The following is a 16,029-nucleotide window of genomic DNA, read 5'->3' as shown; positions in this document are numbered from 1 at the left end:
AAAAGAGAGTTATCTACAATTAGATAACTCTTTTTTTTTGCTAGATTTGAACTGAATTTAAATAAAACACACAAATGAAAAAATTTTACTTTTTATTTTTAGCACTTATCTCACTTAACTTAAGTGCACAAATTACAACAACTATAGATTTTGATACAGCTGCTAATTGGACAACTCTTGGGTCAGGATATAGTTCTCAAGTTTACTCTGATGGTGTATTCTCTTTTACATCAAATAGTACTTTAAGAGAAACTGATGGTACTCAAGATGGTTTTGATAGAACTTATTTAAACTCTGCTTATTCTGTTAGGTTAAGAAATAATTCTACATCTAGTCTAACTTTTAATATCGCTTCTGGTGGTGTTACAACATTTGATGTTCAAGTAAGAAGATGGGACGCTAGTCCATCACCAGACTTTTCTTTAGAATACTCTATTGATGGAACAACTTGGACTAATGTTGCAACAATTAATAATACAACATTATCTGATTCATCTGATTTTACTTTATTTTCAGGAACTATAAATAGTGTTAATGATAACATCAAAATTAGATTTATTTCTAATGGGACAACTGAAAGAATAATGGTTGATCAATTTTCTTGGACTGATGCTTCAACTCTTTCAAACAAAAACTTTGAAACTGCAGAATTTTCTGTATATCCAAACCCTGTAACAAACGGTTTTGTTAACATTAAAACTACATCTAACGATGCTATTAACGTAACAGTTTTTGATGTTTTAGGTAAACAAGTTGTTAAACAAACATTAACGACTAACCGTTTAAACGTATCTAACTTAAAAGCTGGTATGTACTTATTAAACATAGAGCAAAACGGAGCATCAACGACTAAAAAATTAGTTATAGAGTAATCCTTATTTGATATAAATTTTAAAAGCGTTGCTATTGGCAACGCTTTTTTATTTTCTATACTTTTGTAATCCTATGATAAATACAAAAGACATCTTTAACATTACTACAGAAGAGGCGTTTAAAACACATGCTTTAAACGTGTTTAAATTTCAGTACGAAAATAATAACGTGTATCGTTCTTTTTGTGATTTATTGTACAAAAACCCAAGTGATGTTACAGCACTACATCAAATACCGTTTTTACCTATTCAGTTTTTTAAATCGCACGACGTTTTAAGCGCTAACACACCAACCGAAATTACTTTTTCTAGTAGTGGTACTACAGGACAAATAACAAGTAAACACCATGTTACCAATTTAAAGGTTTACGAAGATAGTTTTAAAAAAGGATTTGCACATTTTTATGGTAATGTAGAAGATTATACCATCTTGGCGTTATTACCTAATTATTTAGAACGCGAAGGTTCGTCTTTAGTCTATATGGTAGATCATTTAATTAAAGACTCTAAACAGCCTAAAAGCGGATTTTATTTAAATAATTTAGACGAATTAAAAGACACTTTACTTCAACTTGAAAATGAAGGTAAAAAAACACTACTAATTGGCGTGTCTTTTGCACTTTTAGATTTGGTAGAGCGTTATCAATTCAACCTTAATAATACCATTATTATGGAAACTGGTGGTATGAAAGGTAAACGCAAAGAAATAATTAGAGAAGAGTTACACCAACTTTTAAAATCTGGTTTTGGTGTTGACCAAATACATAGCGAATATGGCATGACCGAACTTTTAAGTCAAGCGTATTCTAAGGGTAACGGTGTGTTTAACTGTCCACCTTGGATGAAAATTTTAACTAGAGATACAGAAGATGCTTTAACCGTTTTTGACACCAAAAAAACAGGAGGCATTAATGTTATAGATTTAGCTAATATAAACTCTTGTGCTTTTATTGCAACGCAAGACTTAGGCAAACCACTTAATAACGGTAGCTTTGAGGTTATTGGTCGTTTTGATAATAGTGATATTAGAGGTTGTAATCTAATGGTGTTGTAAGGACAAGTTACCACATACGACAAACTATAAACGAAAAAGAAAAATTAGATTTAGTTGATTAGCTAATTTTTGTAAAAAAAGCCTGTTTTCAAATTTTTGAAAACAGGCTTTTAATTTTATTTATATTTTTTAAGTATAGTGTCAGGTCTAGCGTAGTCGAGACCTTTCTTTAATTTATTCAAAACTTCTCGACTGCGCTCAAAGCGACAATTAAATCACTTTTATAATAAAGGTCTTTTTCTTACCTCTATTAATTACAACATACTTATCGTTAATTAGATCTTCTGTCGTTATGGTATAATCTTCAGCAACTTTGTCTTTATTAACAGCTACCGAGTTTTCTTTTAACGCACGACGTGCTTCGCCATTACTTGCTAAAAAGTTAGTCTCGGCAGACAGTGCTGCAATCATATCTAAACCAGCGTCTATTTTATCTTTACTTACCTCAGCTTGTGGCACACCTTCAAAAACATCTAAAAATAAACTTTCGTTTAGTTGTTTGATATCGTTTTTAAAGTCTTTACTAAAAAGGATTTGAGATGCTTTTACTGCATTTTCATATTCCTCTTTACTGTGTACAAAGGTTGTTACCTCTTCAGCTAACTTTTTCTGTAAAGCTCTAAAACCAGGGTTTTCTTTATGTTCTGCAATTAAAGTATCTATCGTGTCTTTATCTAAAAACGTAAAGATTTTAATGTACTTTTCTGCATCTTCATCTGTAGTATTTAACCAAAACTGGTAGAATTTATACACGCTAGTTTTATCGGCATCTAACCATACGTTACCACCTTCACTTTTACCAAATTTAGATCCGTCTGCTTTAGTAATTAATGGGCAAGTCATAGCGTATGCTTTTGCGGTATCGTCGCCAACATTCATACGTCTAACAAGTTCTGTTCCTGTAGTTATGTTTCCCCATTGGTCACTTCCACCCATTTGTAATTTACAATTTAAGGTTTTGTGTAAATGGTAAAAATCGTACCCTTGGATTAATTGGTAAGTAAACTCGGTAAAGCTCATACCAACGCTACCTTCTTCGCCACTAAAACGCTTTTTTACAGAGTCTTTTGCCATCATGTAGTTTACGGTAATACGCTTACCAACATCACGTGCAAAATCTATAAAGCTAAAGTTTTTCATCCAGTCATAGTTATTAACTAAAACTGGTGCGTTTTTTTCTGTAGAGTTAAAATCTAAAAAGCGAGACAATACACTTTTAATACCAGCTACATTATGGTTTAGTGTTGCTTCGTCTAATAAGTTACGCTCGTCACTTTTACCAGAAGGATCACCAATCATACCCGTTGCACCACCAACTAAAGCAATTGGTTTATGACCTGCTTTTTTTAAATGCACTAACAAAATAATTGGCACTAAACTACCTATATGTAAAGAATCTGATGTTGGATCAAATCCTATATAAGCAGTAGTCATTTCTTTATCAAGTTGCTCTTCTGTTCCAGGCATGATGTCGTGTACCATACCTCTCCAACGTAATTCTTCTACAAGTGCGTTTGCCATCTTAAATTATTTTATTTAATGAAGCCACAAAGATAAAAATAGTGCCATAAAATCTGTACAATATCTTATATTTATTACTTTAGTAACATGATTTTAGTCACAGGAGGAACGGGATTAGTTGGCGCACATTTGTTGTTTCATTTATTAAATGAAAACCAGCCAATACGTGCGATTTATAGAAATGAAAAAAAATTTGATACCGTTAAACGTATTTTTGGCTATTATACCAACAATGCAGACGCTTTATTTGATACTATTGAATGGGTTAAAGCAGATCTAAACAATATACCACAACTTACCGAAGCTTTTAAAGACATAACACACGTGTACCATTGCGCCGCATTTGTAAGTTTTGAACCTGATAAGTTTAATTTGTTGCAAAAGACAAATATAAAAGGTACCGCAAATATTGTTAACTTTTGTATTGATCATAAAGTTGAAAAACTATGTTACGTTAGCTCTATTGCTGCTTTAGGCGCTTCTTTAAACAACAAGGCTATTACTGAAGAAACCGAATGGAATAAAGAAATTGATAACAGCGTTTATGCCATTACTAAATATGGTGCAGAACTTGAAGTTTGGCGCGGTACACAAGAAGGTTTGGACGCTGTAATTGTTAATCCTGGTGTTATTATTGGACCTGGTATTTGGCGCTACGGTAGTGGCAGTTTAATAAAAATGATTTACAACGGACTAAAATATTACACCACAGGATCTACAGGATATGTTGATGTTAATGATGTTGTAAAAGCAATGATACAACTTGTAAAAAGCGATGTAAAAAACGAACGCTATATTCTAGTTTCTGAAAACTTATCTTTTAAAGATTTTTTTACCAAAACCGCTAATTACTTAGGTGTAAAACCGCCACAAAAAGAAGCTAAACCTTGGTTGTTAAATATTGCTTGGCGTTTGGATTGGCTAAAACATAAATTAACTAAAAAACGTAGAGTCTTATCTAAGCAAACCGCAAATAGCGCAGTTACAACAACTATTTACAGTAATAATAAAATTAAAGACGCTATAGGTTTTGAATTTTTACCAATAGATAAAAGTATAAAGACTACGACTAGTTTATTTAAAAACGATTTAAAGTAAAGTTTAAAACTTAATTAGTTTCTTTTTCAATAAGATTTTGGTCTAGTTTTAACTCTGCTTTCTTTAACTCTTTTTTCTCCTTTTCCTTTTTTTTCTTTTCTTTATTTTGAATGGCTTTATACTTATCTCTTAGCTTTGTAACACTGTCTTTTACTTTATCGTAAATTTTGTCATAGACTTCTATATCATGAGAATAGTAAGTGTTGCTATTAACAAATTGCATACTATCTATGCCATGTTTTTTATAAATATACTCAACTGGTTTTATGCCATTATTTTCTAGTATACGCTTATTTATTCCTTTAGCAGAAGACATAATAGAAATCTCTACCAAAACATCAACCATTTTATCTTCAGAGAGTAAATCTTTTGGTTTTTCTGGTTTTTCTATATCATAACAAGACACAAACAGTGTCAAAACTAAAAGGTAAAAAAGGCTACTGTGTTTCACTATAAATTATCTATCAAAAGTTAATCGTTTTGCATACTTGGTATCATAAAACTTAAAGTTTTTGTATGCTAAACCACCGTTTATAAACGTATGGGTAATCCTAGATTTAAAGGTAGTACCTTCAAACGGAGACCAACCACATTTATATAAAATATTCTCTTTTTTAACGGTCCAAGGGTTATTTAAGTTAACTATTACTAAATCTGCGTAATAGCCTTCTTTTATAAAACCTCGTTTTTCTACATCAAATAAGATTGCAGGATTGTGGCAAAACTTTTCTACAATTTTCTCAATTGAAATATCACCATCATGATGCATTTCTAATAATGCAGGTAAAGCGTGTTGTACTAATGGTCCGCCAGAAGGTGCTTTTGTGTAGACATTAGATTTTTCTTCAAATGTATGAGGTGCATGGTCTGTTGCAATAACATCTATTTTATCATCTAAAAGCGCCTTTAATAATTGATCACGATCTTTTTCTGTTTTTACAGCAGGATTCCATTTAATTAATGTTCCTTTTTCGTCATAATCTTTATCGCAAAACCATAGGTGATGTATACAAACTTCGGCAGTAATTTTTTTATCCTTTAATGGTATGCTATTATCAAACAGCTCGGTTTCTTTTCCTGTTGATAGGTGAAACACGTGTAATCTTGCGCCTGTTTTCTTTGCTAATTCTATTGCTTTAGAAGACGATAAATAACACGCATCTTCACTTCTAATTATTGGATGAAAGTGTACAGGAATATCATCTCCGTAACGCTCTTTATAAATCTCTAAATTGGCTTTGATTGTAGCTTCGTCCTCACAATGTACAGATATTAAAAGGTCTGTACTTTTAAAGATTTTTTCTAAAACTTCTGGATTATCTACAAGCATATTTCCTGTTGATGATCCTAAGAATAATTTTAATCCTGCAACTTCTTTTTTATTGACTTTAAGGATTTCTTCTAAATTATCATTTGTACCACCAAACATAAACGAGTAGTTTGCCCAAGATGTTTTTTCTGCACGGTCAAATTTATCGTTTAACGCTTCTATTGTTGTAGTTTGCGGGTTGGTGTTAGGCATTTCTATAAATGATGTAATACCACCAGCAATTGCAGCTCTAGATTCGGTTTCTATATTTGCTTTATGGGTTAAACCTGGTTCTCTAAAATGTACCTGATCATCTATTGCACCAGGTAAAACATATTGTCCTTCTGCATCAAATACATTAACATCTGCAGATTTTGGACTTATAGATGGTGCTATTTTTGTAATAATTTCGCCTTCTATTAAAATGTCTCCATTAACGATTTCTCCTTCGTTAACGATTTTTGCATTTTTTATTAAAGTGATTTTTTGATGCATAATGCCTTATTTCTTTTTAAATATACTTTTTATTTTCATAGCAATCACTCCAAAAATGGCTTCGGATATGATGCTAGAACTTAATTTAGATTCGCCTTTTATTCTGTCTACAAAAATAACAGGTATTTCTACGATTTTAAAACGTTTTAAATATGCTTTAAATTTCATTTCTATTTGAAATGCGTAACCTACAAACTTTATATCTTCTAAGTCTAGTGTCTCTAAAACTTGTCTTTTATAACATACAAAACCTGCTGTTGCGTCTTTTATACGCATTCCTGTTATAAATCTAACGTAAAATGATGCACCATAAGATAAGATTATACGACCTAATGGCCAATTTACAACATTTACACCTTTAACATATCTTGATCCTATTGCTATGTCTGCACCATCTACATGGCACGCTTTATATAGTTTTTCTAAATCTTTTGGGTTATGAGAAAAATCTGCATCCATTTCAAAAATGTAATTGTATTCTTTTTCTAAAGCCCAATAAAACCCATGTATGTAAGCTGTTCCTAGTCCAGATTTTTCTTTTCTAACAGACAAAAACAACTTGTCTTGATAGTGTTCTTGAAGACGCTGTACTTTTTTTGCAGTTCCATCTGGAGAATTATCATCTACCACTAAAATATGGAACTCTTTTTTTAAATTGAAAACAGCTTTTATAATTGCTTCTATGTTTTCAACTTCGTTATACGTTGGTATAATGACAATAGCGTCTTGCATTAATTCTTTTAAAAATTTAGGCAAATGTACATTTTATAGGGTTAAATGTTTATAAAAAAACCTTAATAATTGCCATTTTTTTGCTTTAAAAAGTAATAATTTTACCACGTGATTAGAGAAATTATAAATACAGATATTATTACACTAATATTTATAGTGTGCTTAATTTGTATTGCCTTAAGTAAATTAATCTACACAAAACGTTTTGAGATTTTTTCTTACTTAGTTGTTAATAACCGATACACAAAGTTATTTTCAAAAGATCAGCATTTTATTGAGCTTTTTGATGGCATACTGTTTATAAACTTGAGCCTTAATGCCGCTATCTTTTTTTACTTGTTTATAAACAGCTTGGTTGGCGAGACAATTTCGCAATTACTAATCTTAAAATATGCACTTTTGATAGCTTGCTTTTTTATAGTAAAAGTACTTTTAGAACGTTTATTATCTAGCATTTTTGAGATAGAATTGCTTATTAAAGATTACCTGTTTACTAAAACTAGTTATAGAAATTATCTAGGTTTATTATTACTACCAATTAATGCAATATTAATATACTCGGTCACTCCAAATCTTAACACACTGATTATTATAAGTTTATTAGGATCAACTGTTTTTAGTTTAGGTTTATTAACTTTTTTTAAAGCTAATCTTAATGTATTTAAAAGAAGTATGTTTTATTTTATTTTGTATCTTTGCGCTCTCGAAATCGCACCTTACCTTATTGTTTATCAATTTATAGCAATAAAATAGGCCTAAAAATTTAAAGATACTTATGAAAGTGAAAACCATTTTAGTCTCGCAACCAGAACCTAAAATTGAAAATTCGCCATACTTTGATCTTTCAGAAAAGCAGAAAGTTAAAATTGATTTTAGACCTTTTATTCACGTAGAAGGTGTATCTACAAAAGAAATTAGACAACAAAAAGTAGATTTGACTAAATACACTGCAATTATCCTAACCAGTAGAAATGCAGTAGATCACTTTTTTAGAGTAGCCGAAGAAATGCGCTTTAAAGTACCAGATACAATGAAGTACTTTTGCCAGTCTGAAGCTGTAGCTTTTTACTTACAAAAATACGTTGTTTACAGAAAACGTAAAATTTATGTGGGTAAACGTACTTTCGCAGAGCTTTCGCCATTAATCAAAAAGTATAAAGATGAAAAATTTTTATTACCAACAACAGACAAGTTAAAACCAGAAGTACCAACCATATTAGATGGACTTGGTGTAGATTGGAAAGAAGCTATTTTTTACAGAACTGTAATTAGTGACCTATCAGACTTAGCCAACGTGTACTATGACATATTAGTGTTTTTTAGTCCATCTGGTATCGAGTCTTTATTTCATAATTTTCCTGACTTTAAGCAAAACGATACAAGAATTGCTGTGTTTGGTAATACTACAATTAAAGCTGTTGAAGCAAAAGGATTACGTGTAGACATTTCTGCACCAACACCAGAAACACCTTCTATGACTATGGCTTTAGAAAAATACATTAAAGAAGTAAATAAAGGAAAGTAAAAACTTCTCTTTAAACAGTATAAAAAAAGCGCTATCTAATTATTTAGATAGCGCTTTTTTACTTTAACACTTGGTTTGTATTACTCAGCATAACGTTGCGGTCCGCCACGTCTAATTTCTTCGCTTGCGTAAGACTCAAACTTTTCAAAGTTAGTTCTAAACGCATTAGCTAATTTAAATGCTGTTTTGTAATATTCTTTATCATTATTCCAAGTTGCTCTTGGACTTAAAACTTCTGTTGGTACACCTGGACAACTTCTTGGTTGCGCTACACCAAATACAGAATGAATGTGATAATCGTTATAATTGTATAAACCTAAATCACCATTTAATACCGCATTAATCATAGCTCTAGTGTATTTTAGTTTAATTCTGCTTCCTACACCGTAAGATCCGCCAGTCCATCCAGTATTAACTAGCCAAACGTTTACGCCAGCTTCTTTCATCTTTTTGCTTAACATCTCTGCATATTTTGTAGGATGTAAAGGCATAAAAGGAGCTCCAAAACACGCTGAAAAGCTTGGTACTGGTTCTGTAATACCTGCTTCTGTACCTGCTACTTTAGCTGTGTAACCTGATATAAAATGGTAAGCAGCTTGTGCTGGTGTTAATTTTGAAATTGGAGGCAATACACCAAAAGCATCTGCAGTTAAGAAAAATATGTTTTTAGGGTTTTTACCAATAGATGGTTTTTGGATGTTATCAATATGATAAATTGGATAACTAACACGTGTATTTTGTGTGATTGAAGTATCTGCAAAATCTACAACGCCATTATCATCCATAATAACATTTTCTAAAATTGCACCTCTTTTAATTGCTCTAAAAATATCTGGTTCTTTTTCTTCAGAAAGATCTATCACTTTAGCATAACATCCACCTTCAAAATTAAACACAGAGTTTTCTGATGTCCAACCGTGCTCATCATCTCCAATTAATTTTCTATTTGGATCTGCAGACAGTGTTGTTTTTCCTGTTCCTGATAAACCAAAAAAGATAGCTGTTTCATCATTTTCACCTACGTTAGCACTACAGTGCATTGGCAACGTATTTTTAAACACTGGTAAAATAAAGTTTAAAGCAGAAAAAATACCTTTCTTGATTTCACCAGTATAACCTGTTCCACCGATTAAAGCTATTTTACGTGTAAAATCTAAAATAGCAAAGTTATGTTGACGTGTTCCATCTACTTCTGGATCTGCCATAAAACCTGGTGCATTTACTACAGTCCATTCTGGAGTAAAGTCGTTTAACTCTTCTTCTGTTGGTCTTAAAAACATGTTATAAGCAAACATGTTACTCCAAGGTAATTCGTTAATTACTCTAATATTTAGTTTGTAATTATCATCTGCGCAAGCATACGCATCTCTTACAAAAACTTCTTTATCAGAAAGGTAAGCGGTTACCTTATCATATAATTTCTGAAATTTATCCGAATCAAACGGAATATTAATATCTCCCCACCAAATTTTATCTTCGGTAATACTATCTTTTACAATAAAACGATCTTGAGGAGAACGACCTGTAAACTCTCCAGTATTAATTGCTAAAGCTCCAGAAGATGCTTCTACTCCTAAACCTTTTTCTATAGTTACATCATGTAATTGATCAGGTGTTAGTTGATATTGTACTTGTGCATTTTTGATTCCGTACTGTTCTAACGAAATCGTTTTCGTGGATTGTGTATGGTTTACCATAATTTGTTTGTGTTGTTTAAAGTGCAAAGGTAAAATTTAATATAAATTAACGCTAAGTAAAACTTGTTAATTCTCTTTATATTTTAAAAAGTTTATTAACAATATAGCCCAAGCTGCTATTAATAAAGCGCCACCTATTGGTGTTATTAGTGCTATTTTGCTAAAATCAAATCCTGTTAAATCATTTGTAGCTAGACCATATATTGAGCCTGAAAAAAAGATAACACCTACAAATACTAAATAGAATATTGTTGATTTTGTTTTTTCTGAAATCTTATCAATAAGTCCTATAAATAACAAGAATAATGCGTGATACATTTGGTAACGTACACCAACTTCAAAAGTTTGTAATTGCTCTGCATCTAAAACTTCCTTTAATCCATGAGCCCCAAAAGCACCAATTATAACGCTTGTTAAACCTAAAAATGAAGCTAAAATTAGAATTCTTTTATTCATAATAATTTAATCTTAACACAAAAATACAGTAAGTATTTATTAAATTCGTATAAAAATATAAGATACTTTAAAAATATTACATAAAAATTAAAAATAGTTAATAACCTTTATGCGACATATATTAGTTATAGGTTCCGGAAAATCAACCTCTTACTTATTCAAATATTTATTAGAACAATCTGAAACTGAAAATCTGCACATTACCGTTGGTGATTTAGACATTGATAATGCTAAAAAAATGATTGGTAATCATAAAAATGCTACAGCTATAACTTTAGATGTCTTTGATAAAAACTCTAGAGAAGATGCTGTTAAAAAAGCAGATATTGTTATCTCTATGCTACCTGCAAGATTTCATATAGAAGTTGCTAAAGATTGTGTGACCTACGGTAAAAATATGGTTACAGCATCCTACATAAGTGACGAGATGCAAGCTTTAGACCAACAAGTTAAGGATAAAGGTTTAGTTTTTATGAACGAAATTGGTGTAGATCCTGGTATTGACCACATGAGCGCTATGCAAGTGATAGACCGTATTCGTGATAAAGGCGGAAAAATGATACTATTTGAATCATTTTGTGGCGGACTTGTAGCGCCAGAAAGTGATAACAATCTTTGGAACTACAAATTTACTTGGAATCCAAGAAATGTTGTTGTTGCAGGACAAGGTGGCGCTGCTAAATTTTTACAAGAAAACACCTATAAATATATTCCTTATCACAGATTATTTAGACGTACCGAATTTTTAGAAATTGAAGGTTTTGGACGCTTTGAAGCTTATGCTAATCGCGATTCTTTAAAATACCAAAGCGTTTACGGATTAGATAATATCAGGACATTATACAGAGGTACAATGCGTCGTGTAGGATTTTCTCGTGCTTGGCAAGCTTTTGTTTTATTAGGCATGACAGACGATAGCTATACCATAGATGATAGCGAAAACATGAGCTACCGCGACTTTGTAAACTCTTTTTTACCATACAGTCCAACAGACTCTGTAGAGCTTAAATTTAGACACGCATTAAAGATAGACCAAGATGATATGGTTTGGGACAAGTTTGTAGAACTTGATATTTTTAACCCTAATAAAATGGTCGAACTTAAAAAAGGAACACCAGCTCAAATCCTTCAAAAAATATTAATGGATAGCTGGACACTAGCACAAGAAGACAAAGATATGCTAGTGATGTATCACAAATTCGGATACGAGTTAGATGGTAAAAAACACCAAATAGACTCGACAATGGTTTGTTTAGGCGAGGATCAAACCTACACAGCTATGGCAAAAACCGTAGGCTTACCCGTTGCAATAGCTACATTAGCCATATTAAATAAAAAAATTACTACACCAGGTGTACAACTACCTATAAACAAAGAAGTGTACACACCAATTCTTGAAGAATTAGAAAACTACGGTATTATTTTTAAAGAAACCGAAGTACCTTATTTAGGGTATAATCCTTTAAATATTTAAGATTATTATAGCGTTACCGTACCGAAAACATCGGTACGGTCGGGCTATTCATTGCAATTCCTCGCTCGTACCTCGCTGTGGGATTTACATTACTATCCCTAACGCGCTAGCCAAAGTTAAACACACAAAATAAAGTTTTAGTTTAAAACAAAATACTTACTTTTATCTTTTAAACTATAAGCTTAAATCTTTTGAAAACTTCAAATAACAATATTATCATAGACGGTATTGACAAGAAAATATTACGCGCACTTATGGAAGATGCCCGTACACCTATATTAGAAATTGCTAGACAAGTTGGTATTTCGGGCGCTGCAATACACCAACGTTTACGTAAGCTAGAAAAATCTAAACTTATTGCTGGATCTAAATTTGTCATAAATCCTAAAGTTTTAGGCTATACTACTATGGCGTTTGTTGGGATTTATTTAGATAAAGCCATTAGTAATCCGCAAGCTGTAAAACAATTACAAAAAATACCTGAAGTTATCGAGTGTCATTACACTACAGGTAATTGGAGTATTTTAATTAAGATTCTTTGTAAAGACAACTCGCATTTAATGCATTTATTAAATAGTCAAATTCAATCGATAGAAGGCGTATCTAGAACAGAAACGTTTATTTCTTTAGATCAACAGATAGAAAGACAAATTAAAATCTAGATTCTAGATCGCTACGCTTTTAGAATAAAGAGAAAAGAACAAAAAAAAACACCTCAAAATTTTAAAATTTTGAGGTGTTTTTTTGCGTTAGGGATTGAGCAACTGTCGGAGCACATCTTTGATTGCGACTTGCGAAAGCCTGACGCACTTTTGCCATTAAAAGCAAAAGTGGGTAACGCCCAAATAATAATCTAGTCCCTGGACATAAATAATTGAAGTATATACCAAAATAATAACATTACTGAAGCAAATATACCCAAAGCTGCACCTACGTATTGATCACCAGTATATTCATATTTTACTTTAGATGTTTGATATAAAATTGCTGCTCCAGCAAACACAACCATTCCTACAGAAAACCATAGTCCTAAATCAAAACCAAAAATAGTTCCTGCAACGATTAATCCAATTGCTACAAAGCTTCCTATAACCAAACCTGTTTTAAGGAAAGAAAAATTCTTATTTGTCATGAATACTGTAGCTGTCAAACCTGCAAAAAGGCAAAGTGTAATTATTGCTGCTTGAGTTAACATTTCTGATCCTGTAGAATGATATGCCGCAAGATATATCATTGGTAAAAAAATGATTGCTTCTAAAAGCACATAGAGTCCTAATCCTAAGTATTGGGTTTGTTTTGAAGGGTTATGAGCAAGTTTATCTGCCATACTACTTCCAAACCAAAAAAGACCCAAAACTATTAACCAAGAAAAGCTACTTCCAAACATAAGGTTAATTAATGAAATAACTGCATCTTCAAACATACTTATAAAGATATACTCTAGTAGTATAAAGGCTAAAATTGCAAATGCAACGTGAGTATAAGTTTTACGATAAAAAACAGCTTTTTCGCTATCTTCTAAATTGCCAACTAATATTGGACCTTGAATTTGATTTTCCATATAAAAATTATTGTTTAATTAGATTTTAAATATAAACAAAAAAGCCGAAGAAATCGTTTTACTCTTCGGCTTGATTTATAATCTAATACTTATTTGTTTAATCTCGACTTCCAAATACTTGTAATGCCCAATATAGTAATGAGGCTAAAGCACCAATTGCTGCAACTAAATATGTTCTTGCTGCCCATTTTAAAGCATCTTCACTACCTTTATATTCTTCTGGAGTTACCATATTTTTAGCTTTTAACCATGCTAATGCGCGGTTACTTGCATCATACTCTACAGGTAAAGTGATAAAACTAAATAAGGTAGCAAATCCCATCATAATTAATCCAGCAACTGCTACATAAAAACCACTACCGCCTAAAGCATTAGATGCCATTAATACTATACCACCAATTACAACCCATTGTGACATACTTGATGTGACTTGTACAATTGGCACTAGTTTAGATCGCATCGTTAGATATTGATACGCTGTAGCATGTTGTACTGCATGTCCAACTTCGTGAGCAGCTACTGCTGCTGCTGCTGCGTTAGCATGATTGTAAACCACTTCACTTAAATTTACGGTTTTATCCACTGGATTGTAATGGTCTGTTAATTGTCCTCTTGTAGAAATTACTTTTACATCTTGTATACCATGATCGGCTAACATTTTTTCTGCTATTTGTGCGCCTGTCATTCCGTTACGTAAATGTACCTTAGAGTAATGTGCAAATTTTCGTTTTAATTGACTACTTACCATACCACTTATTAATGCAATGACACCTATTAGTATGTAGTAACCCATATATCCTGTAAACATGTTTTTCTCTTTTTAATATTAATGATTTAAATATAACAAAAAGTAAGCCAATTTAATGTTAGGTAATTTTGTCAGAAAAACAATGTCAGTTCTTTTTAAACTGCATCAACAGACCAGTTAAAAGCTTCTGCAATTTCCTGATATACAATTTTTCCGTTAACAACATTTAATCCTTTTGCTAACATTTTATCGTTTTCGCAAGCTTTTTTCCAACCTTGATTGGCCAATCGTAAAACGTAAGGTAAAGTTACATTTGTTAGAGCTAAAGTTGAAGTGTATGGTACTGCTCCTGGCATATTTGCAACGCAATAATGCACAACATCATCTATGATATAAGTTGGTTCTTCATGCGTGGTTGGTTTTGAGGTTTCTACACAACCACCTTGGTCTACTGCAACATCTACAATGACTGTTCCTGGACGCATTTCTTTTAGCATATCTCTGGTAATTAAGTTTGGTGCTTTTGCACCTTTTAATAATACACCACCAACAATTAAATCGTGATCCTTTATACGTTTTCTTATATTAAATTCGCTAGAAAACTCTGTAACAACATGATTTGGCATTACATCATTTACATAACGTAGTTGTTTCATGTTTATATCCATAATAGTAACGTGCGCTCCTAATCCTGCAGCCATTTTTGCGGCTTGTATCCCAACAGTGCCTGCGCCAAGAACTAAAACTCTGCCTGGTGGCACACCTGGTACACCGCCTAAAAGTACACCACGACCTTTAATTGGTTTTTCTAAATATTTTGCACCTTGTTGTATTGCCATACGTCCCGCAACTTCAGACATTGGCGTTAATAGAGGCAATGTGCCATCTATATCTTCTACAGTTTCGTAAGCAATACAAACTGCTTCGCTTTTTAGCATAGCTTTAGTCAGTGCTTCACTAGACGCAAAATGAAAATAAGTAAATACCACATGATGCGATTTTATAAGCGGATACTCTTCTGCAATTGGCTCTTTAACCTTAACAATCATATCACTTGAGGCATAAACTTCTTCAATACCATCTAAAATTGTTGCACCAACATCTTTGTAATCTTGATCAAAAAAACCGCTACCAAAACCGGCATCTTTTTGTACATAAACAATGTGATTGTTCTTGATTAATTCGAAAACTCCAGCTGGTGTCATACCTACTCTATTTTCGTTGTTTTTGATTTCTTTTGGAATACCGATTTTCATTTTTTTTATTGAATTTGTAGATTATAGCGTATGAAAATTACAATGAAATTTTTAGCTATCCCAAAGAGAATGATGTGTTTACAGGATTTTTATGGAATTGATATTTTGAAGGATTTATTTTGAAAAATTAGCATTTTTTGTTCTCGATACAACGCTCCTTACGTCGCGTCACTCGAACTGACGTATTGGGATTAAAACTATCGTCACTTCGAGAGATTTATGAGGTACGAG

16 protein-coding genes are annotated in these 16,029 nt (G+C 32.1%); 7 read left to right on the top strand and 9 right to left on the bottom strand.

Annotated elements, in window-relative coordinates:
- Nucleotides 1-74: 74 nt before the first annotated feature.
- Both H574_RS14475 and H574_RS0112390 read left to right on the top strand, forming a co-directional pair.
- Entirely contained in the window at nt 75-872 is a 798-nt protein-coding gene (locus H574_RS14475) for a T9SS type A sorting domain-containing protein (protein WP_051169892.1), read from the top strand.
- A 73-nt stretch (nt 873-945) separates the two neighbouring features.
- Complete coding sequence (locus H574_RS0112390) at nt 946-1,926, top strand: long-chain-fatty-acid--protein ligase (RefSeq protein ID WP_027880884.1); 981 nt, start codon at nt 946-948, stop codon at nt 1,924-1,926.
- 210 nt (nt 1,927-2,136) lie between these two features.
- On the opposite strand, the gene tyrS is transcribed toward H574_RS0112390, so the two are convergent.
- Entirely contained in the window at nt 2,137-3,447 is a 1,311-nt protein-coding gene (tyrS, locus tag H574_RS0112385; protein WP_027880883.1) for a tyrosine--tRNA ligase, read from the bottom strand.
- A gap of 87 nt (nt 3,448-3,534) precedes the next feature.
- Here tyrS and H574_RS0112380 point away from each other — a divergent pair, with 87 nt between their 5' ends.
- Nucleotides 3,535-4,545 carry an NAD-dependent epimerase/dehydratase family protein gene (locus tag H574_RS0112380; RefSeq protein WP_027880882.1) on the top strand — a complete coding sequence of 337 codons (1,011 nt, stop codon included), beginning with the start codon at nt 3,535-3,537 and terminating at the stop codon, nt 4,543-4,545.
- 10 nt (nt 4,546-4,555) lie between these two features.
- Here the strand turns inward: H574_RS0112380 and H574_RS14245 are convergent, their stop codons facing one another.
- Genes H574_RS14245 through H574_RS0112365 form a run of 3 tightly spaced genes read right to left on the bottom strand, consistent with a single transcriptional unit; the run spans nt 4,556 to nt 7,081 of the window.
- Nucleotides 4,556-4,963, bottom strand: a complete 408-nt coding sequence (locus tag H574_RS14245) for a DUF4296 domain-containing protein (protein ID WP_155912672.1) — start codon at nt 4,961-4,963, stop codon at nt 4,556-4,558.
- Between the two features lie 39 nt (nt 4,964-5,002).
- Nucleotides 5,003-6,349, bottom strand: coding sequence for a dihydroorotase (locus tag H574_RS0112370; protein WP_027880881.1), 1,347 nt, complete (start codon nt 6,347-6,349; stop codon nt 5,003-5,005).
- Between the two features lie 6 nt (nt 6,350-6,355).
- Nucleotides 6,356-7,081, bottom strand: coding sequence for a polyprenol monophosphomannose synthase (locus H574_RS0112365; protein ID WP_027880880.1), 726 nt, complete (start codon nt 7,079-7,081; stop codon nt 6,356-6,358).
- A gap of 108 nt (nt 7,082-7,189) precedes the next feature.
- Here H574_RS0112365 and H574_RS14875 point away from each other — a divergent pair, with 108 nt between their 5' ends.
- Nucleotides 7,190-7,834 (top strand): DUF4271 domain-containing protein, encoded by a 645-nt coding sequence (locus tag H574_RS14875; protein ID WP_027880879.1) that lies wholly within the window; start codon nt 7,190-7,192, stop codon nt 7,832-7,834.
- Nucleotides 7,835-7,856: 22 nt separating this feature from the next.
- Complete coding sequence (locus H574_RS0112355; RefSeq protein ID WP_027880878.1) at nt 7,857-8,606, top strand: uroporphyrinogen-III synthase; 750 nt, start codon at nt 7,857-7,859, stop codon at nt 8,604-8,606.
- Nucleotides 8,607-8,686: 80 nt separating this feature from the next.
- Here the strand turns inward: H574_RS0112355 and pckA are convergent, their stop codons facing one another.
- Nucleotides 8,687-10,303: a phosphoenolpyruvate carboxykinase (ATP) gene (gene pckA / locus H574_RS0112350; RefSeq protein WP_027880877.1), complete on the bottom strand. Its 1,617-nt coding sequence runs from the start codon at nt 10,301-10,303 to the stop codon at nt 8,687-8,689.
- Nucleotides 10,304-10,369: 66 nt separating this feature from the next.
- Nucleotides 10,370-10,759: a DUF423 domain-containing protein gene (locus tag H574_RS0112345; RefSeq protein ID WP_027880876.1), complete on the bottom strand. Its 390-nt coding sequence runs from the start codon at nt 10,757-10,759 to the stop codon at nt 10,370-10,372.
- Nucleotides 10,760-10,868: 109 nt separating this feature from the next.
- Here H574_RS0112345 and H574_RS0112340 point away from each other — a divergent pair, with 109 nt between their 5' ends.
- Nucleotides 10,869-12,233 carry a saccharopine dehydrogenase family protein gene (locus H574_RS0112340; protein WP_027880875.1) on the top strand — a complete coding sequence of 455 codons (1,365 nt, stop codon included), beginning with the start codon at nt 10,869-10,871 and terminating at the stop codon, nt 12,231-12,233.
- A 191-nt stretch (nt 12,234-12,424) separates the two neighbouring features.
- Nucleotides 12,425-12,895 carry an Lrp/AsnC ligand binding domain-containing protein gene (locus H574_RS0112335; protein ID WP_027880874.1) on the top strand — a complete coding sequence of 157 codons (471 nt, stop codon included), beginning with the start codon at nt 12,425-12,427 and terminating at the stop codon, nt 12,893-12,895.
- 191 nt (nt 12,896-13,086) lie between these two features.
- On the opposite strand, the gene H574_RS0112330 is transcribed toward H574_RS0112335, so the two are convergent.
- From H574_RS0112330 to ald, 3 genes are all read right to left on the bottom strand, one after another.
- Nucleotides 13,087-13,794, bottom strand: a complete 708-nt coding sequence (locus H574_RS0112330; RefSeq protein ID WP_027880873.1) for a Bax inhibitor-1/YccA family protein — start codon at nt 13,792-13,794, stop codon at nt 13,087-13,089.
- A gap of 97 nt (nt 13,795-13,891) precedes the next feature.
- Entirely contained in the window at nt 13,892-14,602 is a 711-nt protein-coding gene (locus tag H574_RS0112325; protein WP_240471271.1) for a zinc metallopeptidase, read from the bottom strand.
- A gap of 95 nt (nt 14,603-14,697) precedes the next feature.
- On the bottom strand, nt 14,698-15,798 hold the full coding sequence (ald, locus tag H574_RS0112320; RefSeq protein WP_027880871.1) for an alanine dehydrogenase: 1,101 nt from the start codon (nt 15,796-15,798) through the stop codon (nt 14,698-14,700).
- Nucleotides 15,799-16,029 lie beyond the last annotated feature (231 nt).

The sequence above is a fragment of the Mesoflavibacter zeaxanthinifaciens DSM 18436 genome (genome assembly GCF_000422365.1).
GTDB classification, from domain to species: Bacteria; Bacteroidota; Bacteroidia; order Flavobacteriales; family Flavobacteriaceae; genus Mesoflavibacter; species Mesoflavibacter zeaxanthinifaciens.
Note: the sequence above shows the minus strand (reverse complement) of the source record. Positions and strands in the feature narration are given on the sequence as shown.